This window comes from Streptococcus sp. SG2, from assembly GCF_030439925.1.
GTDB classification, from domain to species: domain Bacteria; phylum Bacillota; class Bacilli; order Lactobacillales; family Streptococcaceae; genus Streptococcus; species Streptococcus gordonii.
Genome location: NZ_JAQFJD010000002.1, coordinates 201743 through 224989, shown reverse-complemented (window position 1 = coordinate 224989; position 23247 = coordinate 201743). Strand labels below are relative to the sequence as shown.

The window sequence follows — 23247 nt, the reverse complement described above, 5'->3', positions numbered from 1 at the left end:
ACTTGAGTTGCTACAAATCACTTTTCAACATTATTATTATATACCTATTTGATATAAAATGCAACTGATTTCATCATTGTAAGAGAAACTTGTTCATTCTTTCAAATCTTTTTCAAGGATATTTTCAGATAGCTTTTTTGGAAAGAAAAAAGCACCCTCAAGGGGTGCTCAGGCAGAGCTATTATGCTTCACCTTTATGTTTTTTGATAATTTCTTCTTGTACTGACTTAGGTACATCTTCGTAGTGGTCAAATACCATCATGAAAGTACCACGTCCTTGTGATGCAGAACGAAGAACTGTTGCATAACCGAACATTTCAGCAAGTGGTACATAGGCACGAACGATTTGGCTGTTACCATGAGCCTCCATACCATCAACACGTCCACGACGAGCTGTTACGTGACCCATAACGTCACCAAGGTTTTCTTCAGGAACAGTGATTGTTACCAACATCATTGGTTCAAGGATAGCTGGTTGTGCAGTCTTGGCAGCTTCTTTCAATGCAAGTGAAGCCGCAACCTTGAAGGCTGTTTCAGATGAGTCGACATCGTGATATGAACCATCGTAAAGTTTAGCTTTCACGTCAACGATTGGGTAACCAGCAAGGACACCATTAGCCATTGACTCAATCAAACCTTTTTCTACCGCGGGGATGAATTCACGTGGAACCACACCACCGACGATAGCATTTTCAAACTCGAATCCTTTACCTTCTTCATTTGGAGTAAATTCGATCCAAACGTCACCGAATTGACCTTTACCACCAGATTGGCGTTTGAAGAATCCACGAGCTTGAGTAGGAGCGCGGAAAGTTTCACGGTAAGATACTTGAGGAGCACCTACGTTTGCTTCAACCTTGAACTCACGACGCATACGGTCAACAAGGACATCCAAGTGAAGCTCACCCATACCAGAGATAACTGTTTCACCAGTTTCAACGTTTGTTTCAACACGGAAAGTTGGATCTTCTTCAGCCAATTTTTGAAGGGCAATACCCATCTTGTCTTGGTCAGCCTTAGACTTAGGCTCAACCATCAATTGGATAACTGGTTCTGGAACGTTGATAGACTCAAGGATGATTTTAGCTTTTTCATCTGTCAATGAGTCACCAGTAGTAGTATCTTTCAAACCTACGGCAGCAGCGATATCACCAGAATATACTGTTTCAATTTCTTGACGACTGTTAGCGTGCATTTGAAGGATACGTCCGATACGTTCACGTTTACCTTTAGAAGTGTTCAATACGTAAGAACCAGATTGAAGGACACCTGAGTACACACGGAAGAATGTCAAACGACCTACGAATGGGTCAGTCATGATCTTGAAGGCAAGAGCTGCAAATGGCTCTTCATCAGATGCTGGACGAGTTTCTTCTTCATCTGTATCTGGGTTGATACCTTTGATTGCTGGGATATCAAGTGGGCTTGGCAAGTAATCGATAACTGCATCAAGCATCAATTGAACACCCTTGTTCTTGAAGGCTGAACCACACAATACTGGGAAGAACTCAACATTGATAGTTGCTTTACGGATACCAGCTTTCAATTCTTCGTTAGTGATTTCTTCACCTTCAAGGTATTTCATCATCAAGTCTTCATCAGTTTCCGCAACTGCTTCCACCAATTTTTCACGGTATTCTTGTGCTTGTTCAAGGTATTCAGCAGGAATATCTTCTTCCAAAATATCTGTACCAAGGTCGTTAGTATAGATTTCAGCTTTCATCTTGATCAAGTCAATGATACCACGGAAGTCATCCTCAGCACCGATTGGCAATTGAATTGGGTGAGCGTTTGCTTGAAGACGGTCATGAAGAGTGCTTACTGAGTAAAGGAAGTCAGCACCGATTTTGTCCATTTTGTTAGCAAATACAATACGAGGAACTCCGTATTCAGTAGCTTGGCGCCAAACTGTTTCTGTTTGAGGCTCAACACCTGATTGTGAGTCAAGAACGGTAACCGCACCATCCAATACACGAAGAGAACGTTGTACTTCGATTGTGAAGTCCACGTGTCCTGGTGTGTCGATGATGTTTACGCGGTGGTTGTTCCATTGAGCTGTTGTCGCAGCAGATGTGATTGTGATACCACGTTCTTGCTCTTGCTCCATCCAGTCCATTTGTGACGCACCTTCGTGAGTTTCACCGATTTTGTGAATTTTACCAGTGTAGTAAAGGATACGCTCAGTTGTAGTTGTTTTACCAGCATCGACGTGAGCCATGATACCGATATTACGTGTTTTTTCAAGTGAAAATTCGCGTGCCATGAGGTTATTTTCTCCTATTAATTTATTTTACAGTTTATTATAACATTATTTAGCAAAAACGGATAGGCAGGACCTACCCGTTCTCAATGTTTATCTGATTTTGTTGGTTTCAACTTGTAGATAAGTTGAATTATAGCTAAGAGCTGACCTAGCTCAATTGAACTCGGGCTAAAAGCTCAAGTTAGCCTATTTGAGCTGGAACGGGATGCTGTGTGAAAAAGATAAACTTCCTTGTATCCATCGAATACTGCGTCAATTGCCTATTCTCACTTTGCATCCTTACCGTTCCTAGTATCATGATCTAGTTGAACTCAAGCTAAAAGTCTAGAGAAAAAGATGAATCTCATTGGTTGCAATCGCAACCTGCTTCGATTCCCTATTTTCTCTGGGACTTTATTGACGCTTTCGCATCCTATCTTACCAACGGAAGTGTGCGAAGGCACGGTTGGCTTCAGCCATACGGTGAGTATCTTCGCGTTTCTTAACAGCTGCACCAGTGTTGTTAGCAGCATCCATGATTTCTTTTGCAAGACGGTCTTGCATTGTGTGTTCACCACGAAGGCGAGCGATTGTTACCAACCAACGAAGTCCCAATGTTGTACGACGTTCTGGACGAACTTCAACCGGTACTTGGTAGTTAGATCCACCAACACGGCGAGCACGTACTTCAAGAACAGGCATGATGTTTTCCATCGCTGTTTCAAATACTTCAAGTGCATCAGTTCCAGTCGCTTCTTTGATTTGCTCGAATGCTCCATAAACGATTGAAGCTGCTGTACCACGTTTTCCATCAAGCATAACGCGGTTGATAAGACGAGTAACTAATTTTGAATTGTAAAGCGGATCTGGCAATACTTCGCGCTTAGGCGCACGGTTTTTACGACTCATTTCTCTTTATCCCCTTTCCTTATGCTTTTGGTTTTTTAGTACCGTATTTAGAACGGCCTTGTTTACGATCAGTAACACCTGCTGTATCAAGTGCACCACGAACGATGTGGTAACGTACCCCTGGAAGGTCTTTTACACGTCCACCACGAAGAAGCACAACACTGTGCTCTTGCAAGTTGTGTCCGATACCTGGGATATAAGCAGTTACTTCGATCAAGTTACTCAAACGTACACGAGCAAATTTACGAAGGGCAGAGTTAGGTTTTTTAGGCGTCATAGTTCCGACACGAGTCGCTACACCACGTTTTTGAGGTGCACTTTCGTTAGTTGGAACACGTTTCAAACTATTGTAACCAACGTTCAATGCTGGTGATTTAGATTTTTCTACTTTTGATTTACGCGGTTTGCGAACCAATTGGTTAATTGTAGGCATCTACATTCTCCTGTATTTTTTTAATTTTGGTGATGGTACACTTGGTGACAGCTACCATCTGTGTGTACTTTTGCAACATTTGTCAGCACGTCTCTGTACACTTTTGAGAGACCAAAAGTAAAAAGTACCGTCTATCATTATAACACGGGCCAGTTGGCGAGTCAATAGATTTCTTCATTTTTTGCTCTTTTTACTTTGTGAATCTTGAACTAATACAAATAAGAGAAGCTCTTAGGAACTTCTCTTATTGTGTAGTTGTGTTAGCAGAAGGGGCTTCTTCATTTTGTGTTTGAGTATCAACTGTTGAAGATACTGCTGGAGTTTGGATTGTCGGTGCTTGATAGACTGGTTGCTGTTGAATTTGTGGTTGCGTAGCATTTGCAGCTCGGTTTGCAGCTATGGTATCTTTAACTGCCTGAATCCTATCCTGTAACTTAGCCTTAGCATCTAGATTCTTCACCTTGTCAACTGCAGCCTGTGCAAGTGCCACGTTTTCTTCGGTCTGCTCAGCTTCTAATTCCTTCACAAGAGTTTCTGCATTAGCAAGACTTTGTGTATCCAAAGCTTTCGCTTTATCTGGATTTGAAGAAGATTTTTCATTAGACGAATCAACTTTGGAACTAGACGTACGGCTGTATGAAGCAACTGTTGAGGACTGGTGACTTGTTTTGTAGTTTGGCTTTATAAAAAACAAGCCAGTAATCAAAATCACTATTAATAGTAATAAAACTCCTATACGAACCCAAATTGGAATTCGGTCAAATTTCTCAAATATACTTCTCATAATCCTTTTCCTGCTTATTTATCAAAAATATTTCCGACTTCAACATCGATTTTATTTTCTTTTACATCGATATTGGTCACTTTCAATAAAGATTTATAAGACAGATGTTCTCTCTTTTCCTGGGCGTTATCCGCAAAAACAGCTACACCTGCTAACTCCGATTCGAATTCAGCAAGCAAGCTAATCATCCCATTGATTGTACCGCCTCCCTTAAGGAAGTCGTCCACTATCAAAACTCGGCTACCTGCTTTCAAGCTACGCTTTGATAAAAACATCTTTTCGATCCGATCGCTGGAACCAGAAACATAGTTAACGCTAACAGTTGAACCTTCTGTAATTTTTAAATCACGACGGACAATCACAAAAGGAACATTTAATGTATTGGCCACGGCATTAGCAAGAGGAACTCCCTTAGTAGCTACTGTCATGACAGCATCGATTTTTTGATCGCGAAAAGCTTTGGCGATAATCCGCCCAATACTATTTAAAATAGATGGCGTGCTCAAGAGATCTGATAGGTAGATATAGCCACCTGGTAAAATGCGGCTACTTTCTGACAATTGATCTCGCAGTCCTTCCACAATTTCTCTAGACTCTCTATCAGAAATAGAAGGGGTAAAGATGACTCCTCCTCCCGCTCCAGTAATTGTTTCAATAGATCCAATCTCGATCTCTTCAAAAGCGCGTTTGATGATGACAATATCTTCTGAAATAGAGGATTTAGCTGATTCATACTTTTCAGCAAAAGTATTCAGACTAGTCAGTTCATAAGGGTGGTTTAAAAGATAGTTTGAAATTACCACCATTCTGTCACTTCTTCTTAGTTTCATATTTTCACCGTTCTTGTTATTTTTCTTCATTATAACATACTCTATCAAAAAAAACGAACATTATTTCAAATATAATGCTCATTTTTCGTTTTTTCTTTAGTCTAAATTGGGTTTATAGAAGGAACGATTGTCCATAGCAAAAATACGACTGGTCATTTCTCCTTCCCCTACCTTGGCCAGAGCTCCTGTCATCATCATCATTTCCGCATCCAAGTTATCAATCATATGAAGAATCTCCGCCTCCATAATCCTTGGACGAACTGGACTTCCATATTCAAGCAAACCATGGTGACTCAATATGACATGACGTAAGACAATCACATCTTCCTTACTGTCGTCAATCTTCAATTCTAGAAGAACTTTTGTAATTTCTTCGTCAATTAAAGCAATGTGGCCAATTAAGTTGCCACGAACTGTGTACTCGGTGTCATCAGGACCACTTAGTTCGATTACTTTTGCTAAATCGTGCAACATAATTCCAGCAAAGAGCAAACTTTTGTTGAGCTGAGGGTAGATATCACCAATCGCATCAGCCAAGCGAACCATAGTTGCCGTGTGAAAGGCTAAGCCAGATTCAAAAGCGTGATGATTGGTCTTGGCCGCAGGATAAGAATAGAATTCCTTGTCATACTTGCTATATAAAGCTCGGACAACACGTTGCCAAACCGGATTTTCAATCTTGAAAATCATCTGAGCCAAATAATCTCGTAAATCCTTCGGATCCACTGGAGGTTTTTCTTTAAAGTCAGCTGGATCGTTAGGCTCACCTGCTCTAGGAAGACGTAGAACTAACTGATTAACCTGAGGAGTATTATTGTAGACTTCTCGGCGACCTTGCATATGGACAACTTTTCCAGCTGTATATTCAGCTACGTTATGGGGCTGGGCATCCCAGAGTTTCCCTTCGATCTCTCCACTATCATCTTGAAAAGTAAAGGCGATATAATCCTTCCCTGCCCTCGTCTGTCGAACTTCAGCGGATTTAATCAAGTAAAACCCTTCAAAAAATTCATCTTTTTTCATTTGGTTAATTTTCATGATCTTCCCTTTCTTCTGGCACATCAAGCAGGTCTATATGCAAATCTTCATCTGACAATTCAATCTGGCGTAAGGTTCGCTCAATGGCATTTGTTCTGCGCGTCAGCAAATCATCAATATTCCCCGAAGCGTGCTGCAAATGCTTCTGCGCCTTAACCAAAATACCTGCGAATTTATTAAATTCTAGTTTGACGCTTCCCAAAACCTTGCTGATGTCATCCGCACTCTTTTGAATGTTCAGAGTTTTGAATCCAACGGATAGTGAGTTGAGTAGGGCTGATAAAGTCGATGGTCCAGCAACTACAATCTGCTCTTCTCTACGAAGGTTGTCAAAAAATTCTGGATTGCGAACAACTTCTGAATAGAGACCCTCTGTCGGTAAAAACATAATCCCAAAGTTGGTTGTAGCAGGAGGTGCTAAATACTTGCTGCGAATGTCTTTTGCAAAGCGTTTAACACTATTTAGCAGGGCCTTGCGATAGAGTTCAATCTCTTCTTTATTACCAGATTCATAAGCGTCTTCCAAGCGATAGTAATCAGCCAAAGGAAATTTCGAATCAATCGGTAGATAAACATAGTCTTGATCAGTTTGCCCAGGCAACTTGACTGCATACTCAACTCTTTCACTAGAGCCTGAAACAGTAGCAAACTCCCGCTCGTACTGACTTGGAGTCAAAATATCTTCGATAATCTGACCCAGCTGCAACTCGCCCATAATACCACGAGTTTTAGTATTTGAAAGGACCTTATTAAGGGTTCCAACATCGCGCGCAATATGCTGCATTTCACCTAGACCGCGGTTGACTGATTCCAATTGCTTAGAAACAGACTCGAAAGAGGTTTGAAGCCGAGTCTGAAGAGTCTTTTCCAATTTTTCTTCTACTGTCTGTCTCATTTGCTCTAGACGTAATTCATTAGACTCTTGAATCTGTTTCATGCGTTCATCTGTCTTATCGCGATTCTTTGTCAAATTATCACTGATTTCTGCCCGTAAATCTGTCAAATCCCGATGCAAACTTGTGTGTAGAGAACTAAAACGATCTCCCAAGCCTATCTCTAGATTTTTTTGTTGAAGCAAGGAATTTTGTCTTTCCTGCTCCAAACGATAATCAAGCTGATCTGATAAATGGTCAGCTTGCGCTTCCAAGATTTCTTGAACATCCTTCTTTTGCTGTGTTTGGCTTTGACAAAGCAAGAAAGTCAAAAGAAGATTGGCTACCAGCAAAATGATGATAAGTATCTCCATCTTATTTCCTATCTTTACTATACATAATCACCACATACCCAGAATCAAAAGACAGGGAAATGGGCTCACCTATAAATTCGTTAGAAGCATAGACTTTTTTAAAGAAAAAATTTTTTTCATTTAAAGGATACTTGGCTCCTTCAATGGTCAAGGCAATATCCTGTGTTGGCATAAAGGCAACATAGGCCATTCCTTCTATAGGATCGATTAAATGTTTGCCTGCCGGTCGATAGGTAAGCAGGTTTTGTTCATCTTGCAAAGCAAGTCGCTCCATATAAGGAGCAATCTTTGGGTTGCTAGGAAGAAAAACATTGGCTAGAGTATGATCCATACGGCCTCCAAAAGCAGCAAAAATAGTAACATTTGCGTCTGGATAGCGCTCAAAAGTAGCCGTGACAGCCAACTCAAGATCTGTATCATCTTTTTCTGGCTGGGCACATAGGACCTCTTTAGTTTGCTTTTGAATTAGCTCAAATTCCTGCGGGGATACAGAGTCGAAATCTCCTACCGCCAAATCGGGAACTATACCTTGCTCTATCAAGTGGAGACTGCCTCGATCCACACCGACCCAGGCATCAACATCTGAGGGTAATTCTTCTAATTGACCTCCAGCAACTAGAACAACCTTAGTCATGTAAGGCTTCCTTCAAGGTTTGAACTTGATGGTCGACATCGCCTTTAAAGACATAGCTACCTGCTACAAAGACGTTAGCGCCAGCTGCTTTTGCTTGCTTGATGGTTTGATTGTCAATACCACCATCAACCTCGATATCAAATTGTAATTGTTCTTGTTCCCGAAGGCTCGCTAACTCACTCACTTTAACCAAGGTCTCAGGCAAAAAGGCTTGTCCGCCAAAGCCAGGGTTCACAGTCATCACCAAGACTTGGTCTACCAAGCCTAACACATGCTGAATCGCTTGAACTGGGGTACCCGGATTGATTACGACACCTGCTTTTACTCCTGCGGCACGGATTTGTTGGAGCGCTCCATGGATATGGGGAGTCGCTTCTACATGGATTGTAATAATATCTGCCCCAGCACGAACGAATTCCTCGATATGCTTTTCAGGATTTGTAACCATCAGATGACAGTCAAACACCAATTTGCTATGTGGACGCATGCTAGCTACAACACCCGCTCCAAAGGTGATATTAGGAACAAAGTGGCCGTCCATTACGTCAATATGAGCATAGTCAGCTCCAGCCGCTTCTAGTCTTTTCAATTCACTTTCAAAATTAGCGTAATCAGCGCTTAAGATAGATGGTGCAATTTTAAATTGTGTCATAGTTTTTCTCCTGTTTCCTATTTAGGTATTTTCTTAGCTGTTTTTTTATAGGTTTCTCTTCGATTTTCAATCTCACTGAGAAATTGCAGATAGTTGTCAAAGCGAAAAGTTGCTATCCGACCACTTTCGACCGCTGGCTTGACTGCACAATTTGGCTCATGGGTATGGGTACAAGTACGAAACTTACAGAATTTGCTAAACTCAGCAATCTCGGGAAAAGCTTGATTGAGATCTTCAGCCGTACTCACCTCGTAATCCAATGACGAAAATCCTGGCGTATCAGCGATCTTCCCGCCGTTCAGATTGTAAAAGCTGACAGCCCGTGTCGTATGACGACCTCGGCCCAGACTTTCAGAAATCTCGCCTGTCTCTAATTGTAAATCTGGGGCAATCTTATTGAGAAGAGTTGATTTCCCAACTCCTGTTTGTCCCATAAAAACAGTTATTTTATCCGCTAGAAGAGGTAATAATTCCTCAACGCTTTGGACCACATCATAGCCAATTGTTCGATAGACTTGTAAGAATTCATCTAGCTCATCTTCACAATCCAGCAAATCCAGTTTACTAATATAGAGAATCGGATGAATCCCTTTATGTTCCAAGAGAACCAAGAAACGATCCAAGAGATTTGGATTAAAATCCGGTTCCTTGGCGCTCATGATAACAACCGCCTGGTCAATATTCACAATCGGAGGGCGTACAAGACTGTTTTTACGCTCTGCTATTTTTAAAATATAACCTTCTGAGTCCTTTTCTGCTGAAAATTCAACCTCATCACCAACATAAGGTGTCTGTCCTTTTTTTCGAAAATTTCCTCTAGCTCTGGTTTGATAAATTTGCCCAGCCGACTCTACATAATAGAAACCAGCTAAGGCTTTAATGATTTTACCTTGCAAGATTACTCCTTAAAAGTTAGTACACCCATTATAACAAAAAATGTTTGATTTAGCTTACAAGTTTACTAAGAAAGCCACAAATTCTTTAGTTGTAAGATTTTCTATATAAACAAGGACAGAATGTTGTAAACGCTTTCTAAAAGTTTTATAATAGAGAGGTAAATAACAAACATCTATATGCCTCGTGTGAGGAATGGGACAAGTACAATTAGAAGGGAAGGTGACAATCACAAGGCACTTGTCCATCTGGTTACTACTGGAATTCCAGTGAAGCAGAAGCTTCTTCATCAAGAAGCAAGTCTCTGACTTCGTTAATGGTTCATGCTAGCTATAAGGAGGTTATTTATGAGCCTTTCATTTCTCTCAAAGAGCAACCCGCTCATTTCCAATGTCAAAAAAGGGAAATTTTTGACTCCTTGGTTTTTAGCTCCCTTCATCCTTTACTATATTACCCAATATATGTCTCCGATCAGTAGGGCTTCGACTAACTTTTTCTTGGACAAGCAAAGTTGGATTCCTGACTGGTGGAATATTTTGGACCTTTGGTCCTTCCTCTACACCATTATCGCCTTCTTCCTTTGGGTCAAATTCATTGAAAAACGACCGATACGAACCATGGGATTCTCTAGAGGAAATGGCCTTCCCGAATTCGCTAAAGGTGTGTTGGTGGGTGCCATCATGATTACGACCGTCTTAATCGTCTTCTTCATTACAGGAGATGCTAAGTTTGACCGGATCCAATTTAGTTTGCCTTTCCTCGTTTCTTGGATTTTAGTTCTCATCGGCTATATTTTCCAAACAGCTGCAGAAGAGATTTACATTCGCGGATGGTTGATTCCCATTATTTCCTATCATAAAAACACCTACATAGCCATTTTGATTGCTTCTACCATGTTCTCTTATTTCCATTTGGATAATAATGGTGCTTCTTGGCTCTCAACTGTCCACCTATTCGTTTTTGGCCTTTTCACAGCCGTTTACGCTCTGAAGCGCGGAAATATCTGGGGACCTTGTGGCTTCCACTTCGCTTGGAACTTCATCATGGGTAACGTTTATGGTTTCCATGTCAGTGGATTTGACAGCGAGTCTTCCTTGATGTACTTTACAACTTCCAATCGTACACTTATCACAGGTGGACAATTCGGACCTGAGGGAGGAGTTCCTGGCTTGGTTGTCTTCATTTTAGCTCTCTTATGGGCTATCTTCATCTTGAAAGATACATCCAAAGAACAAGAAAACCTCTATCCTCAAATTGTAGAATAAATAATACAAAAGTAGCAAGAAGAGGTTAGAGAAAAATTCTTCAACTTTTATTTGCAATTCATCATGACTAGAGGCTGGAATAAATCTTCCAGCCTCATCTGATTTTATGGATGGCACTGTCTAATCTGGCCATTTTTTCTTGGATTTTTTAAAAAATATGTTATAATAGAGAACAAGCGGAGGTGGTGGAACGGCAGACACGCATGCTTCAGGCGCATGTGCCCGTACGGGTGTGAGGGTTCAAATCCCTTCCTCCGCATCAAAAGCAACCCTATCAATCATGATAGGATTTTTTCTTATTATGGAGAAGAAGGCTACTGCTTAGAAAAACTAGGAAGGTCAGGCTTCCTGTTAAATATTTCTCTAATGGACTCGCACTGATAAAGAAATTGAAAAACGTAGCCAAAAATAGAAACACAGTTCCAACTAAAATGACTTTCCTCAAAACTGAAGACCTCAAGCCACTTTTCAACCAACCACCAAAAGCTAGATAACTAAAACTAAAGAAAGCCCACAATGAGAACAGCAGGAAGTTAACCGGCCGCAACCATAAAGGAAATACTACAAAAGCACCACCAAAGACCAAACGTCCCAGAGGCAGGCCTAGCATCAGCAAAAAATGGAGCAAAGACTGCGACATCCAGAGTAGCCCAGAAAACAAAGATAGATATTTCGCTCTCATATGAACCTCATGAATAAAATAGAAGACCAGCTACCAGAGAGCAAGTCTTCTTTTTTTATAGTCCCTCAGACTTTAAAGCGTCACTCAAGCGGGCAAAAGCTGCCAAGTCTAGCGCTTCTCCTCGAACATTGGCCGCAAGATCGGCTTTTTCTAAAGCTCTTTCAAGCTTGGTCTTGACTTCTTCAGACTTACCGAAATAACTAGTCAGATTATTCCAGAGAGTTTTCCTGCGATGGACAAAACTGGCTTTGGTGACCTTGAAAAAGAATTTCTCGTCCTGGACCTCAACTGCTGGTCGCTCTCTTCGCACCATCTTGAGAATAGCCGAATCCACATTTGGAGCAGGCACAAAGACTGTCCGAGGTACGATAAAGGCTACCTTGGCCGTCATGTAATACTGGACCGCGATTGACAAACTGCCGTAGGCCTTGGTATTCGGCTGAGCCGAAATCCGATCCGCCACTTCTTTTTGCATCATTACGACAAACTCACTAAAAGGAATTCCGCTCTCAATCAAATGCATGAGGATCGGCGTCGTGATGTAGTAGGGAAGATTTGCCACCACCTTGATAGGCAGGTCTGGATTTTTAAACTCTGCTATGTACTGGGCTAAATCAACCTTGAGAATATCCTGATTAACCACTGTCACATTGTCAAAATCGCGCAAAGTATCCGCTAAAATCGGCACCAACCGATCATCTATCTCAAAGGCCATGACTTCCGCAGCATTTTCTGCCAAAAACTCCGTCAAAGCCCCAATACCAGGACCAATTTCAATGACATTGACCTTTTTGTCAATCTCAGCAGTATCCACAATCTTCTGGAGGATGTTGGTATCAGTCAGGAAATTCTGACCGAAAGATTTTTTAAAGGTGAAACCGTGACGCTCCAGAATGGCACGGGTCACACTATGGTCTGCAATTCTCATCTATTCTCTTTTCTTTTTAAATAATTTTCAGGTGTAGAATGGTAAATCAGCTCAAATTGGTTATCACCATTTGCCTCTTCAATCATTGTCTTTAACAAGGCATCTGATTGAAGCGTCTCTTTTGTTTTTGTAAAGTAGGCCCCCTGTTCCCCATTGATATTGCGAAGTTCCCATGCAACATCATTTCCTTGAACAAGAGGGAGATAACTATCTTCTTCAAGAAAAGCAAAGAAAGCTCCTACCGTCATTTCTTCAGACACTTCATATTCTGTCTTATGTGGAACAGTATCATCTCCTGCACTAACCGAGACTCTGTCAACTATAATCTTCATATTTACCTCTTCTACTGCTTTGGAGCATCATTTAACTCGGCACTTAGTTTTTCCATTTCTTTGAAAGAATCTTGGCTTATGTAACATCCCGCTTTTAGATACTCTGTTCCATTGACAATATAGTCAAACATAGCAATCATATTCCCTGCCGGCTCGATCATACCGTTCCACTCTTCATCAAAAACCATCCGCAGACGTTTCCAGTCTGTAAAGAGAGAGATAGCTTGTCGGCCGTCTTTTCCTTCTCGAACTGGTAAATCTAGACTAGCCCCTCTTTCTAACATTACTTCCTTGGCTTCATCGCTCGCTTCAGGGAAGTTCTCCCCTCTTCGCACCGGAATGAGGAATTTAGCCTTAGGCACTGCCTTTGATAGGAAGCCATAATAAAGCCTGTCTACCAGCTGTTTGTCTTCAGTGTCAGGCTTGCCTAGCTGTCCAAGTAAAAGTAACCATCTCACTACATCAGGATTCATGACAGGCACCTGGATCTCAGGTAGATTTGAAAAATCAGGTTTTTCTACCAAGTTTTGAGCCTTGATGCACACATCATCTGAATTCATGATAATTCCTAGCGCACCATTAAGGTAAAAAGCGGAACCCAAGAAGTTTTTAATAGCTTCCTTGTCCTCTGTATTTTCAATCCGTCTCACTTGGGTATTCGGCTGACTGTCAAACGTTTCTTTGTAATGATGGTACCAACGAGAAGTTGAGAGGTGAATCAAAGGATCTGTACACAGGTAGCCATCATCCCCTCTGTCATATGTCTTTGAAAACATATAGGGCTCTCCTGTTAATTGCGAATAAATCACATAGACCTCATCTGCTTCAAGTAGCTTGTCTCTTACAACTTCCTCAAGGTGGGCAATTTTAGCCAGATTTTTTTGATATTCTTCTTCGCTTCCATTTTGTCGATTCTCTCTACAATCCCATAAGAACAAACGCAAAATTTCTACACTATCTTCTAAACTAGCTCGCAGATAGTCTTCATTGCTCATATCTCCATTCTGCATTTCCACAAAAGATGTATAAAGGGCATCTGTATAACTAGATAAAAGCTGGCGCTCATCTATATTGGACGTATAGAGAACACTCCCCTTTTTAAGTCGACCTGCGACCTCAGATGCAGCTACAACAATATGGGCAAGGGGCTCATCTGTCAAGAAGTTAGAATCTTCTTTTCCATTGCTTAATTTTTCAACCGTCAGCTCGCCAAAAGACTCAAAGCTTTCGCCAGGATTGCATACTTGCAGACGGTCGCCTAACTTTAAGTTTCCTTTCAATCTGCCCAAGATCAACAGCTGATCGGACTTCCCAAGTGCAAAGAAGTCAAACACTCCCAAGCAAGCACTTGTCTCAATTTTCTCTTTTACAACTTCTGTTGCAGATTCTATTTTTTCTTTTTTCTTCCCCAAATTAAACCAAGCCAATGCTATTTCTCCTTATGGACTTTATTTTTTAATTCTTTATACGTTATCCTTTACGCAGGTCATTTGCTCAAGCAAAGTGCAAAGTTTTTTCTGCTCTTCTTCCTTGTAAGCAAATGCGTTAGCCTTTACTTCTCTGCATTTCTCGTCATACAAAAAGCCCTCATAACCATCTTCTGTAGATAAGGCTGTATAGACTTTCGCCATTTCTTCAGGACTAATCGAAAATTTTGACTTAATTTTATACAGATTTTTCATAAAAGCGCTGAGGTGATCATAGCGGTTCATATCTACTTTGACATTGGTCACACGGATTGCCTGCACCTTGATGTCTTTCCAATGTTTCCGCATATAAAGCGACAGCATCAATAAGGCCAACTTATTCTGATAATAGGTCTTAGCAGGGCTGTAATGTTTTTGACCAGATAAATTTTCAAAATCAAGCTTTATGAAAGGATACAGCACCAACCCTTGAGAAGAAATATTAATAATCCGACCACTCTCAGACTTTTCTAGTAAGCCTCTCAACAAGACAGAAAGTAAAAAGGGAGCAACCACATTGGTCGCAAATTGCTTTTCCAATCCCTCCCTAGTCAGGATTGGCTTTTTGACTGACAAATCAAAGTCAGCTGCATTGTTAATCAGGACGTCTAGAGCGTCTTTCTTTTGGATATACTGTTCTACTGCTTTCCTGACGCTCTTCACATCAGATAGATCAACCAAGATATAATCTACACGTGGATTTCCTGTTTGTTGGCGGATTTTCTCACAGGCTTGCTCAGCAGCTTCTTTTCGCCGGCAAAATAAGGTCACTGACCAGCCCTTTTCAGCTAACTGTTTAGCAGCCTGATAACCAATACCACTATTGCCACCCGTAATAATTACTTTTTTCATTCCTTACTCCGTTAGACTGAATACTTACGCATGGTTTCTTCCACTTCCGCCAAGGTCACCCCAAACAACTCCAAGCGTTTGAGGAGCTGTTTACCATTGGAGTAGCCGATACGGAGCTCTTCACCCAGATACTCTCGACGCTGACGGCTGTCACTCCCCATAAGTAGTCCCAGTCGCACAAGGTCACTTTTGGTGATGTCAAAGTCGTCCTCATCATCGAAATGTCCAACCAGACCAGCCAATGCCTGCTGTAAATCCTCAAATGAAGCGTGCTCTACTCCGAGCGACCGACCTTTGTTCTTAGACTTGGGAGTTGCCTCATCTCGTCGGAGAAAGGCATGTTGAGCAGTTGGCACAGCCTCCATAATTATTCGACGAATGCGCTCACCATTGTAGTCTGGATCGGTAAAGACAATAACCCCACGTAGCTGGTGCAGTTTCTCAATCCGCTCTAGATCTTCTTCATTGATCGCAGATCCTCTCGTCTCGTAAGTATCAACTTGATAAAACCGCTGCAAATTGGCTGTGTCATCCTTGCCCTCAACGACGATTACTTGAGGGATTTTTATCTTCTCAGTCAAGCCCAAACACCTTCTTTGCATTGGCATAGGTCGCCTGCGCTACTTCTTCGACAGTAAGCCCACGCAGCTCAGCAATTTTCTCTACCACATAGCGGGTATAGGCTGTTTTATTTTCTCGGCCACGTTTGGGAACAGGCGCCAAGTAAGGCGCATCCGTCTCGACGAGGATTTTGTCCAAAGGCAGGTTCTGCGCAGCCTCCTGAATATCTGTCGCTTTTTTAAAGGTGACGACTCCAGAAAAGGAAATCATCATTCCTAGCTCGATAAAGCGCTCTGCCATTTCCAAAGAACCTGAATAAGAGTGCATGATACCACCTCTAGGTCCGACACCTTCACTCTTGATAATCTCATAGGTGTCATCCAATGCGTCACGTGTGTGAACGACAAAGGGCAGGTTCAGCTCTTTGGAGAGCTGGATTTGGCGTCGAAAAACCCGCTCCTGAACATCCTTAGGCGCAATCATCCAGTGATAGTCCAGACCAATCTCGCCCAGAGCTACAACCTTGGGGTGACGAAGCTTATCCAGCAGATAAGCTTCCACCGCCTCATCATAAGTCCCCGCCTCAGTCGGATGCCAGCCAATCGTAGCATAAAGCTGATCATAGCTGTCCGCCAACTCCAAAGCGCGCTCAATGGTCGGTCGGTCAAAACCGACAATATTGTGTGCAACAACACTCATTTCTTTGGCTAATTGAAGCTCCTCTGCCTCTCGACCAGCAAATTCTTCCACATTTAAATGCGTGTGTGTGTCAAAAATTTCCATCTTTTTTACCCTTGCCTTTTCTTCTAACCATTATACCAAAAAAGTCTGACAAAAAAAGAACTGGCTCCTCGTCTTGCTTTACTAGTAGAAGCAATCATTTGACTTCAAAACTTTTAAACTTGCAGTTTCTGATCTTTAATCGATAACTATTTGTTATTTTTCGATAGAATCTTATTGATTATCGATAATTTTTGTGTTATAGTTACTAAGAACTAAAATATTTGTCGGAGGATATTATGACCAACAAAACAAAAAAGACTGCTGAAGATTGGAGCATCAGTCTTACAAAAATCAGCATTAGCCTTTTATTTATTGCTTCTACTATCTTAATCTTCCTAGGTCCTTGGATTGTAAATCTTATTATCGTCTTTCCTTCCCCTCTCGTTCAAGGCGAGGCCCGATTCTGGATTTTGCTCTTGCTAGGTTACGCCTTAGGAGGACTGGCTTTGACCTGCATTGTCCATCTTTACCGGCTCCTTCATCATATCGGGCAGGACCAAGTTTTCATTCAACAAAATGTTCAATATCTCCGATATTTGGGCTGGGAAGTTGGAATTGTTGCTCTTATCTCACTTTTCATGGGACTGACAGTCTATCTACCTATGCTCCTGGTAACAGTTTCTTGTAGTATTTTAACTTTAATTATCCGTGTCATTCGCAATGCTTTTGGCAAGGCTATTGAACTGCAAGATCAAGTAGACTACACAATTTAGGAGGGCATATGATTCAGATAAATTTAGACCTTGTCATGGCACAAAAGCGTATCAGTGCCGGTCGCTTGGCTGAGCTGATTGATCTAACACCAGCCAATCTATCCATTTTGAAAAATAATCGAGCCAAAGCAGTTCGCTTTTCAACTCTCAATGCACTTTGCCGAGAATTGGAATGCCAACCCGGCGATATATTAGAATATATTCCAGATGAAAAAGAGGAGGCATAAAATGGAAAGAATTTTACAAGAACAGATAGAAGAGCAAGACTATCAGCTAGACGATCTAGATGATCTAGAAGAACAGACGATCTTTAGCCCTTTAGATGACGCCCAAATAAAAATCTTTAAAATTGGAACTATTGTTTTCTACCTGGTAGCTTATTTTTACACTGCAATCCTAGTGCAGCTTAAAACTATTTACTCTCTCCCAGTCACAATCGGTCTTTTACTTTCGACTGAGTTTCTAATCAAAAAATTACATACAACCTCTATCCCATTAAAAGAAGGCGCCAAAAAATTAGAGACGAGAGTTTTTTTCACTCTAACCATTGCTCAAGCCATGGCTTTAAGTATTTGGGGTGCACATCAGCAGTTAGATTTTTTCCAATTTTTAGCTATCCACCTCTCTTTTGCCTTCTACGTCCTGTCCCGTACAGGTTGGCTAAGCCAGGGACGCTTAGGGATTATGGTTTGGTTTGATCTGATGCAAGCTTTCTATTCTCTACCCTTTAAAAACTTTATGGCTTCTTGCATCGTATTTCTCCATGAGGAGGAAAGCTCTGAAAAGACAAATGACAGCTATTCAAAGAACTTCCAACATTTTGTTATCCTAATAGGCAGCCTCTTGGCTTCAGGAATCCTGGTTTACTTTGTTTGGACTCAGCTAAGTCAGGTATCAGGTAATTTTGCAAATCTCTTCATACAATTGTCCGATTTTAGTCAGACCTTCTTTGACTCACTTTTTTCCAAGATTGATATAGCTACTATACTAGCACAGCTATTTCTTGCTATTCCAGTCAGTCTCTACTTATATGGACTCATTGTGGGTAGCTTGCTCAGCGAAAGAACGTCTACTTTTAACTACCAAGTATTCCAAGAAAAAGTTCAGCCACTAAGGGCTATCCCTAACTTTGCAGCATATATTGTCATTGGAAGCTTACTTTTAACCTATATCCTTTTTTTCACAACTGGTCTAAGCGAGCTAGGAAATCTTCTGAGCGCTGGAACTGTTACAGAAGCCATTTCTCCCCAAAGTGCGTCTTCCATTGCGGTCACTGGGTTCTGGCAACTTGTTAGAGTTTCTCTTCTTAATTTTGCTGTTTTAGGAGCTTTTTATCTCATCTCTAAAAAACCGCTCTGGGATCAGATAGGTACACGGTTAGCAACCACTCTGCTCTTTATATTTGCCACCTTGCTGACCTTACTTGCAGGATGGAAATTATTTGGTGTCTATATTTACCTTTATGGACCAACTCCTCTACGGTTACTTTCCGGCTGGTTTGTCCTCGTCTTATTGGTTTGGTGTTTGCTCATCTTGATTCGACTGTATAAACCTATCCAAGCTATTCGCATCGGTATCCTTTATGCTATGATTAGTTTCACCATACTTTGCTATCTATATCCTTTTTTACTGAAGTGATAAGCTAATTTGAATATAAAAGACCAGAACGATTTTATCTTCGATCTGGTCTTATTTTTATTTATAATCTCTTTATCAGCATAATAGAAAAAACCAGTGGTCTCGAGTTTCCACTGATTTTTCTTGTTATAATCGTTTTGATTAAGCAGCCAAAACTTTGCGTCCTTTACGACGACGAGCTGCAAGTACGCGACGACCGTTTTTAGTAGACATACGATTACGGAAACCGTGTTTACGCGCGCGACGGATTTTACTTGGTTGATAAGTACGTTTCACGATGAATACCTCCTCTTAGATTCTTGTATTCGTTTAGCCGGCTAGTTGTGATCAGTTACTAAACATACTTTACTATTCTATATGATTCTAAGCCTTTTGTCAATAGTTCCAGAAAATAAGTTTCCTTTTGAGAACGGAATCATAGAGGCCTTGTTGCTTCATAAAATGGAATCAGGGCAGTCATTGCTTCTTGTAAATTAGACAAGACTTCTTCTCTAGAATTAGCCCCAGATAGATTAACATCGTATTTGGCTAAAACCTTGCGAACCTGACCTTCTTGGACCTGTTTCATAAGTAACCTGCGATTATCTTCTGTGCCTTCAAAGCGCTGACTCACACCATCTATCTGAGCAAAATAATAAACTGGTCTATCAATAGGTACTTGCAAGATTCGATTTTGCTTTGAGAGACTATCTTCGTCTTTCTTACGCTCCATGAAGCTAACTTCGAGCGATACCCCAAAATCATCTGCACTTCCATACAAACGCAGAGCGAACATAGGCTCAGTAATTTCTCCATAGCCTTTTAGATAATTCCAAAAATGAGGACGCAGAACTTGAGCTTGGTTCATCCATTGACTCGCTCTTTCCAAACTTAACTTCGGATAAAGGGCCTGAAAATCTTTGACTAGATCTATGAACTCTTTACGAGCCGCTTGGCCCTTAGCTCTCAGATCCAGCATGACCTCACGAAGGTCTCCTGCTTTTTCTGGAGCAATATACTTAGTACCTTGATAAGGAAGATAAGCTTTTATAGCTGGGAAAAGTGACATAAAATTTCCTTTCTTTACTCTCTATAATAGAAAACCTCAGGGTTATTAACAACAACACTCTGTGTTATAAGAATTCGATCTTGTTTTTTATCAGAAGCATCTGCTATCGTTTGATTATCCGCAGTCACAGACATATCAACACCTGCTGGAATGAACAAGATGGCTGCACCCGGACCTCCAGAGGATACTCCACCTTGTAAATAAGAATCAATCATTCTAAAATTATTTCCCAATTTTAGGTCGTTATTAACCAAGCCATTTTTATCAAATACTAATTCACTCCCCTTCCCATTTCTCCATCTGCCTTCAATACTAGAATAATCTCCTTTTTGGATGGCTTCCAAATCCAATTGAGACGAACGACTTTGTTCTTTCTGATTTCCAACACTTGTCGTTGCTTGATAGTTTTCTATGTCTTTCCACTTTAACGAAGATAGATCAAGCTCTTTTTTAGATCCTGTCCCAAATACTGTATGTTGCCCGCTTTCAGAATTTGGATCCACACCTGCAATTTGAAAATCTGCTTCTTTTAGCACATCTACACCACTATTATCAGATCTCAGTTGATAAAGATAACCCTTAGCATCAGGGCTTAGAGAATGCCATTGGGCATAAAAGACTGTTCCATCAGTATAAATAGTTGTGACCTCTCTGCTTCCGCCTGCCGAAGCAACTCTAGATTGTGCTAAATAAGTAGAAACACCTTGCTTCAAGTAATAGATTGCTGCCAAATAATATTGACCTTTGAAATGGTGCCCAGTTAGCAATTCTTTAGTGCCGTTTCCATCAATATCATAAAATGCGTATAAATTTGCTCGCCCCTCTGATGTATCATTTTTTAGACTATCCAAAGTACTTGCATATGCTTTTTCATCTTGCTCAATAGAATTCGAAGAAGTCTGAGATGGCTTTGATGGTTTTGGAGTACTTGAAGGAGATGAATGATCTCCCTTCGGACTACATGCACATAAAAAAATTGCGCCTGAAAGTAATAAAACAAGTATTTTTTTCATATTCTTTCCCTCTTTGATTTTCTACATTCAAACTTATTATCTATAAAAGAAAGGAGACGGAGACAATGGCGTCTCAGTCTCACTTTGTTGTATAAAAAATTCTGACATAGTTAATAATTGAAGCTTTTACTCACTATCAATATCAACTACGACGTAACGGTTTGGCTCGTCGCCTTCTGAATAGCTAGTAACGCCATCCATTTTAGAAATGATTCGGTGGATAATTTTGCGTTCGTTGTTAGACATTGGATCTGTCGGCTGGCTACGGCGCTCTTCCAAAGCTTTGTTAGCCAATTTTTGAGCGTAACTTTGCAAGACTTCAGCCCGATGTTCCACATAGTCATTGACATTAATAGAGATATAAAAACTCTTTTCATAACGAATATAGAGATAGTTCTGAGCCAATAGTTGCAGAGCTTTGAGAACCTTTCCGTGGTATCCAATCACACGGCCAGGTTCATTGGTGTCAATCTGCATATTGACCGTACGACGGTTGTAACTAGATGATAAACTTGCTTCAACGTCCATTTCATTGATGATTTCTTGGACATAGGCTGTCACATCTGAGACAACTTCTTCAATGTCATAGTTTTCTTCAACTTCGATACCTAAATCTGAAAACTCTTGATTAGCTGGTTGGCTCTTTTCTTCTGATTCACCTTGTCTTACTTGGTTTTTAATAAGGTCAATTGTTCCAGTTTCCTCTAAAATAGTATTGGCTTGTTTATCATGTTTGAGGATTTCTGCCTTAACTTCGTCTGAAACTTTCTCACCTTCGCCTTCAACCTTCTTGATTGCAGCGACAACCCGACCCAAGTCAACTGTTTCTTCACTAACACTTTTGACCGGTTCGTTTTTAGCATTAACTTCCTCTGGAACACCTTTTACAGCTTTTTGATTAGCCTTGACCATTGTTGTTTCGCTGATTGGCTCCACATCAACTTGGGCGGGCTTTTTACCAAATAAACCTAGAAAACCTTTTTTCTCACGTGAAATAACAGTAATATGTGCTTTCATACGAGGAATATCTAACTCACGCAATCCTTCTTGAATTGCTTCTTCTACACTTGCTCCTGTAAATACAACCATTTGCAAGAGACCTCCTTATTTTTTCTTTTTCTGTGCTTTTCGGAAGGCACGTTTTTTCTTTTCTTCTTGTTCACGCGCAGCATTAAGCTTAGCTTCGCGCTCTGCGATCATTTTGAACGGATTGCTCAAAACTAAAGTCTGTCCTACTTGGTAGGCATTTGACACTGTCCAGTAGAGGGCTACCCCACTGGAAAAACTCAGGGCAAACCAGAAAATCAAGAGTGGCATGAGATAGGTCATAACTGTCATCGCTCCATTTTTCTCTGCCAAGCCCTTGTTATTGAGCCAACTACTCAAGAAAGTAAAGAGAGCAGCAAGTACGGGGAGAATAAAGTAAGGATCTTTCTCTGCCAAGTTAAGCCAGAGGAAATGACCTGTTTTCATAAATTCAACTCGGGTAAGAGCTTGAAAAAGGGCCAAGAGTACGGGCATTTGAATAAAGAGTGGTATGAAAGATGCAAGCGGATTGACACCTAATTCCTTGTAGAGTTTCTGTGTCTCTGTCGCTAATAAATTTCTGCTCTCCATATCTTTGCCTGGATATTTTGCCTGCAAGGCTTTGATATGTGGCTGAGCTTCCTGCATCTTGCGCGATGAATTCATCTGGATTTGGAAGACTGGCAAAAGAACTGTTCGAATAACAATGGTAAACAGGATTATTCCAATTCCCAAACTACTATTAAAGGATAAGAAACGAATCGTTTCCGCAAAGAAAAAAACAAATTTCTCCCATAAATCAGTTGATTGTGACGTGACTTCGCTCGTTCCGCAAGCGGTCAATACAAGCGAGGACAAAAGCAGGAGACCTGCTAACTTACTCTTCTTTTTCACTGAGAATCCCTTCCTGATAGATTTTAGCTAGTTTCAGCACATGTAGCAAATTCCGCTCAATTTCTTTGTAATTCAACTCTTCCACTCCCTTACGAGCAATGATGACAAAGTCAACCGGTTGCAGCTCTTGTCTATGCTCTATCAAGACATGGCGAATCTTCCTCTTAATCCCATTTCTGACAACTGCATTCCCAAGTTTTTTACTGACAGAAAGCCCCACTCGAAAGTGTTTTTGATCTTTATCCAATTTATAGATGACAAATCGTTTATTAGCCACACTTTGTTTATCATTAAAAATCGCATTGAAATCTTTTTCACTCTTGACGCGATAGCTTTTTTTCAAAATTTAACTCCATCTACCAAAATTATATCTATTATACCATA

At 40.9% G+C, this 23247-nt stretch carries 27 protein-coding genes and 1 tRNA gene; 5 read left to right on the top strand and 23 right to left on the bottom strand.

Translation table 11 applies throughout. The features are described 5' to 3' along the window. Positions 1 to 181: 181 nt before the first annotated feature. The 10 genes from fusA to rsgA form a co-directional block, all read right to left on the bottom strand. Positions 182 to 2263 (bottom strand): elongation factor G, encoded by a 2082-nt coding sequence (gene fusA / locus PCY09_RS04995; protein WP_045634430.1) that lies wholly within the window; start codon positions 2261 to 2263, stop codon positions 182 to 184. A gap of 417 nt (positions 2264 to 2680) precedes the next feature. Further along, positions 2681 to 3151 (bottom strand): 30S ribosomal protein S7, encoded by a 471-nt coding sequence (rpsG, locus tag PCY09_RS04990; RefSeq protein ID WP_008808226.1) that lies wholly within the window; start codon positions 3149 to 3151, stop codon positions 2681 to 2683. 19 nt (positions 3152 to 3170) lie between these two features. Next, on the bottom strand, positions 3171 to 3584 hold the full coding sequence (rpsL, locus tag PCY09_RS04985; protein WP_008808225.1) for a 30S ribosomal protein S12: 414 nt from the start codon (positions 3582 to 3584) through the stop codon (positions 3171 to 3173). A 244-nt stretch (positions 3585 to 3828) separates the two neighbouring features. Further along, the gene (locus tag PCY09_RS04980; protein WP_061601632.1) at positions 3829 to 4368 is read right to left on the bottom strand and encodes a hypothetical protein; all 540 of its coding nucleotides are present in this window, start codon (positions 4366 to 4368) and stop codon (positions 3829 to 3831) included. 14 nt (positions 4369 to 4382) lie between these two features. After that, positions 4383 to 5198, bottom strand: a complete 816-nt coding sequence (gene purR / locus PCY09_RS04975; protein WP_045634573.1) for a pur operon repressor — start codon at positions 5196 to 5198, stop codon at positions 4383 to 4385. A gap of 96 nt (positions 5199 to 5294) precedes the next feature. Then, positions 5295 to 6236: a 3'-5' exoribonuclease YhaM family protein gene (locus PCY09_RS04970; RefSeq protein WP_008808222.1), complete on the bottom strand. Its 942-nt coding sequence runs from the start codon at positions 6234 to 6236 to the stop codon at positions 5295 to 5297. Beyond that, a complete protein-coding gene (locus PCY09_RS04965; RefSeq protein WP_061601633.1) occupies positions 6226 to 7482 on the bottom strand; it encodes a DNA recombination protein RmuC in 1257 nt (418 codons plus the stop codon). Before PCY09_RS04965 ends, PCY09_RS04970 begins: the two co-directional genes overlap by 11 nt. A 1-nt stretch (position 7483) precedes the next feature. Beyond that, on the bottom strand, positions 7484 to 8116 hold the full coding sequence (locus tag PCY09_RS04960; protein WP_061601634.1) for a thiamine diphosphokinase: 633 nt from the start codon (positions 8114 to 8116) through the stop codon (positions 7484 to 7486). Next, positions 8109 to 8768: a ribulose-phosphate 3-epimerase gene (gene rpe / locus PCY09_RS04955; protein ID WP_061601635.1), complete on the bottom strand. Its 660-nt coding sequence runs from the start codon at positions 8766 to 8768 to the stop codon at positions 8109 to 8111. Before rpe ends, PCY09_RS04960 begins: the two co-directional genes overlap by 8 nt. 17 nt (positions 8769 to 8785) lie before the next feature. Then, positions 8786 to 9664 (bottom strand): ribosome small subunit-dependent GTPase A, encoded by an 879-nt coding sequence (rsgA, locus tag PCY09_RS04950; RefSeq protein WP_061601636.1) that lies wholly within the window; start codon positions 9662 to 9664, stop codon positions 8786 to 8788. 345 nt (positions 9665 to 10009) lie between these two features. On the opposite strand from rsgA, the gene PCY09_RS04945 reads away from it, so the two are divergent. Together PCY09_RS04945 and PCY09_RS04940 are read left to right on the top strand one after the other, a co-directional pair. After that, positions 10010 to 10927, top strand: a complete 918-nt coding sequence (locus PCY09_RS04945; protein WP_061601637.1) for a CPBP family intramembrane glutamic endopeptidase — start codon at positions 10010 to 10012, stop codon at positions 10925 to 10927. Positions 10928 to 11103: 176 nt separating this feature from the next. Further along, positions 11104 to 11186 (top strand) — tRNA-Leu (locus PCY09_RS04940). A 15-nt stretch (positions 11187 to 11201) separates the two neighbouring features. Here the strand turns inward: PCY09_RS04940 and PCY09_RS04935 are convergent. From PCY09_RS04935 to PCY09_RS04905, 7 genes are read right to left on the bottom strand one after another with little or no spacing between them, the layout of a single operon-like run. After that, positions 11202 to 11609, bottom strand: a complete 408-nt coding sequence (locus tag PCY09_RS04935) for a hypothetical protein (protein ID WP_061601638.1) — start codon at positions 11607 to 11609, stop codon at positions 11202 to 11204. Positions 11610 to 11664: 55 nt separating this feature from the next. Next, a complete protein-coding gene (gene rsmA, locus PCY09_RS04930) occupies positions 11665 to 12537 on the bottom strand; it encodes a 16S rRNA (adenine(1518)-N(6)/adenine(1519)-N(6))-dimethyltransferase RsmA (protein ID WP_061583192.1) in 873 nt (290 codons plus the stop codon). Further along, complete coding sequence (locus tag PCY09_RS04925; RefSeq protein ID WP_061601639.1) at positions 12534 to 12869, bottom strand: hypothetical protein; 336 nt, start codon at positions 12867 to 12869, stop codon at positions 12534 to 12536. Before PCY09_RS04925 ends, rsmA begins: the two co-directional genes overlap by 4 nt. An 11-nt stretch (positions 12870 to 12880) precedes the next feature. Next, a complete protein-coding gene (locus PCY09_RS04920) occupies positions 12881 to 14296 on the bottom strand; it encodes an SseB family protein (protein ID WP_125396795.1) in 1416 nt (471 codons plus the stop codon). Positions 14297 to 14332: 36 nt separating this feature from the next. Continuing rightward, entirely contained in the window at positions 14333 to 15187 is an 855-nt protein-coding gene (locus PCY09_RS04915) for an SDR family NAD(P)-dependent oxidoreductase (protein WP_125396794.1), read from the bottom strand. Positions 15188 to 15198: 11 nt separating this feature from the next. After that, positions 15199 to 15789 (bottom strand): ribonuclease M5, encoded by a 591-nt coding sequence (rnmV, locus tag PCY09_RS04910; protein ID WP_061601642.1) that lies wholly within the window; start codon positions 15787 to 15789, stop codon positions 15199 to 15201. Then, positions 15761 to 16531 (bottom strand): TatD family hydrolase, encoded by a 771-nt coding sequence (locus PCY09_RS04905; RefSeq protein ID WP_125396792.1) that lies wholly within the window; start codon positions 16529 to 16531, stop codon positions 15761 to 15763. The genes rnmV and PCY09_RS04905 overlap by 29 nt, the downstream gene beginning before the upstream one ends. A gap of 236 nt (positions 16532 to 16767) precedes the next feature. Between PCY09_RS04905 and PCY09_RS04900 the strand changes: the two genes are divergently transcribed. Genes PCY09_RS04900 through PCY09_RS04890 form a run of 3 tightly spaced genes read left to right on the top strand, consistent with a single transcriptional unit; the run spans position 16768 to position 18882 of the window. Continuing rightward, complete coding sequence (locus tag PCY09_RS04900; protein ID WP_011999726.1) at positions 16768 to 17244, top strand: DUF2975 domain-containing protein; 477 nt, start codon at positions 16768 to 16770, stop codon at positions 17242 to 17244. A gap of 8 nt (positions 17245 to 17252) precedes the next feature. Next, positions 17253 to 17471 carry a helix-turn-helix transcriptional regulator gene (locus PCY09_RS04895; RefSeq protein WP_045634443.1) on the top strand — a complete coding sequence of 73 codons (219 nt, stop codon included), beginning with the start codon at positions 17253 to 17255 and terminating at the stop codon, positions 17469 to 17471. A 1-nt stretch (position 17472) separates the two neighbouring features. Next, positions 17473 to 18882 (top strand): DUF4153 domain-containing protein, encoded by a 1410-nt coding sequence (locus PCY09_RS04890; protein ID WP_125396791.1) that lies wholly within the window; start codon positions 17473 to 17475, stop codon positions 18880 to 18882. A gap of 141 nt (positions 18883 to 19023) precedes the next feature. On the opposite strand, the gene rpmH is transcribed toward PCY09_RS04890, so the two are convergent. The 6 genes from rpmH to rnpA form a co-directional block, all read right to left on the bottom strand. Further along, positions 19024 to 19158, bottom strand: coding sequence for a 50S ribosomal protein L34 (gene rpmH / locus PCY09_RS04885; RefSeq protein ID WP_000831902.1), 135 nt, complete (start codon positions 19156 to 19158; stop codon positions 19024 to 19026). 139 nt (positions 19159 to 19297) lie between these two features. After that, complete coding sequence (locus tag PCY09_RS04880) at positions 19298 to 19930, bottom strand: ribonuclease P (RefSeq protein ID WP_070494370.1); 633 nt, start codon at positions 19928 to 19930, stop codon at positions 19298 to 19300. A gap of 14 nt (positions 19931 to 19944) precedes the next feature. Further along, positions 19945 to 20943, bottom strand: coding sequence for a DUF6287 domain-containing protein (locus tag PCY09_RS04875; protein WP_008808205.1), 999 nt, complete (start codon positions 20941 to 20943; stop codon positions 19945 to 19947). A 126-nt stretch (positions 20944 to 21069) separates the two neighbouring features. Next, entirely contained in the window at positions 21070 to 22032 is a 963-nt protein-coding gene (gene jag / locus PCY09_RS04870; RefSeq protein WP_008808204.1) for an RNA-binding cell elongation regulator Jag/EloR, read from the bottom strand. Positions 22033 to 22047: 15 nt separating this feature from the next. Further along, on the bottom strand, positions 22048 to 22863 hold the full coding sequence (locus tag PCY09_RS04865; RefSeq protein WP_008808203.1) for a YidC/Oxa1 family membrane protein insertase: 816 nt from the start codon (positions 22861 to 22863) through the stop codon (positions 22048 to 22050). Next, positions 22847 to 23206: a ribonuclease P protein component gene (rnpA, locus tag PCY09_RS04860; RefSeq protein WP_008808202.1), complete on the bottom strand. Its 360-nt coding sequence runs from the start codon at positions 23204 to 23206 to the stop codon at positions 22847 to 22849. Before rnpA ends, PCY09_RS04865 begins: the two co-directional genes overlap by 17 nt. Between the last annotated feature and the right edge of the window lie 41 nt (positions 23207 to 23247).

Coding starts and splice junctions, on each gene's coding strand:
- fusA (WP_045634430.1), bottom strand. CDS start 2,263: ATGGCACGCGAATTTTCACTTGAAAAAACACGTAATATCGGTATCATG.
- rpsG (WP_008808226.1), bottom strand. CDS start 3,151: ATGAGTCGTAAAAACCGTGCGCCTAAGCGCGAAGTATTGCCAGATCCG.
- rpsL (WP_008808225.1), bottom strand. CDS start 3,584: ATGCCTACAATTAACCAATTGGTTCGCAAACCGCGTAAATCAAAAGTA.
- PCY09_RS04980 (WP_061601632.1), bottom strand. CDS start 4,368: ATGAGAAGTATATTTGAGAAATTTGACCGAATTCCAATTTGGGTTCGT.
- purR (WP_045634573.1), bottom strand. CDS start 5,198: ATGAAACTAAGAAGAAGTGACAGAATGGTGGTAATTTCAAACTATCTT.
- PCY09_RS04970 (WP_008808222.1), bottom strand. CDS start 6,236: ATGAAAATTAACCAAATGAAAAAAGATGAATTTTTTGAAGGGTTTTAC.
- PCY09_RS04965 (WP_061601633.1), bottom strand. CDS start 7,482: ATGGAGATACTTATCATCATTTTGCTGGTAGCCAATCTTCTTTTGACT.
- PCY09_RS04960 (WP_061601634.1), bottom strand. CDS start 8,116: ATGACTAAGGTTGTTCTAGTTGCTGGAGGTCAATTAGAAGAATTACCC.
- rpe (WP_061601635.1), bottom strand. CDS start 8,768: ATGACACAATTTAAAATTGCACCATCTATCTTAAGCGCTGATTACGCT.
- PCY09_RS04945 (WP_061601637.1), top strand. CDS start 10,010: ATGAGCCTTTCATTTCTCTCAAAGAGCAACCCGCTCATTTCCAATGTC.
- PCY09_RS04935 (WP_061601638.1), bottom strand. CDS start 11,609: ATGAGAGCGAAATATCTATCTTTGTTTTCTGGGCTACTCTGGATGTCG.
- rsmA (WP_061583192.1), bottom strand. CDS start 12,537: ATGAGAATTGCAGACCATAGTGTGACCCGTGCCATTCTGGAGCGTCAC.
- PCY09_RS04925 (WP_061601639.1), bottom strand. CDS start 12,869: ATGAAGATTATAGTTGACAGAGTCTCGGTTAGTGCAGGAGATGATACT.
- PCY09_RS04915 (WP_125396794.1), bottom strand. CDS start 15,187: ATGAAAAAAGTAATTATTACGGGTGGCAATAGTGGTATTGGTTATCAG.
- rnmV (WP_061601642.1), bottom strand. CDS start 15,789: ATGCAAAGAAGGTGTTTGGGCTTGACTGAGAAGATAAAAATCCCTCAA.
- PCY09_RS04905 (WP_125396792.1), bottom strand. CDS start 16,531: ATGGAAATTTTTGACACACACACGCATTTAAATGTGGAAGAATTTGCT.
- PCY09_RS04900 (WP_011999726.1), top strand. CDS start 16,768: ATGACCAACAAAACAAAAAAGACTGCTGAAGATTGGAGCATCAGTCTT.
- PCY09_RS04895 (WP_045634443.1), top strand. CDS start 17,253: ATGATTCAGATAAATTTAGACCTTGTCATGGCACAAAAGCGTATCAGT.
- PCY09_RS04890 (WP_125396791.1), top strand. CDS start 17,473: ATGGAAAGAATTTTACAAGAACAGATAGAAGAGCAAGACTATCAGCTA.
- PCY09_RS04880 (WP_070494370.1), bottom strand. CDS start 19,930: ATGTCACTTTTCCCAGCTATAAAAGCTTATCTTCCTTATCAAGGTACT.
- PCY09_RS04875 (WP_008808205.1), bottom strand. CDS start 20,943: ATGAAAAAAATACTTGTTTTATTACTTTCAGGCGCAATTTTTTTATGT.
- jag (WP_008808204.1), bottom strand. CDS start 22,032: ATGGTTGTATTTACAGGAGCAAGTGTAGAAGAAGCAATTCAAGAAGGA.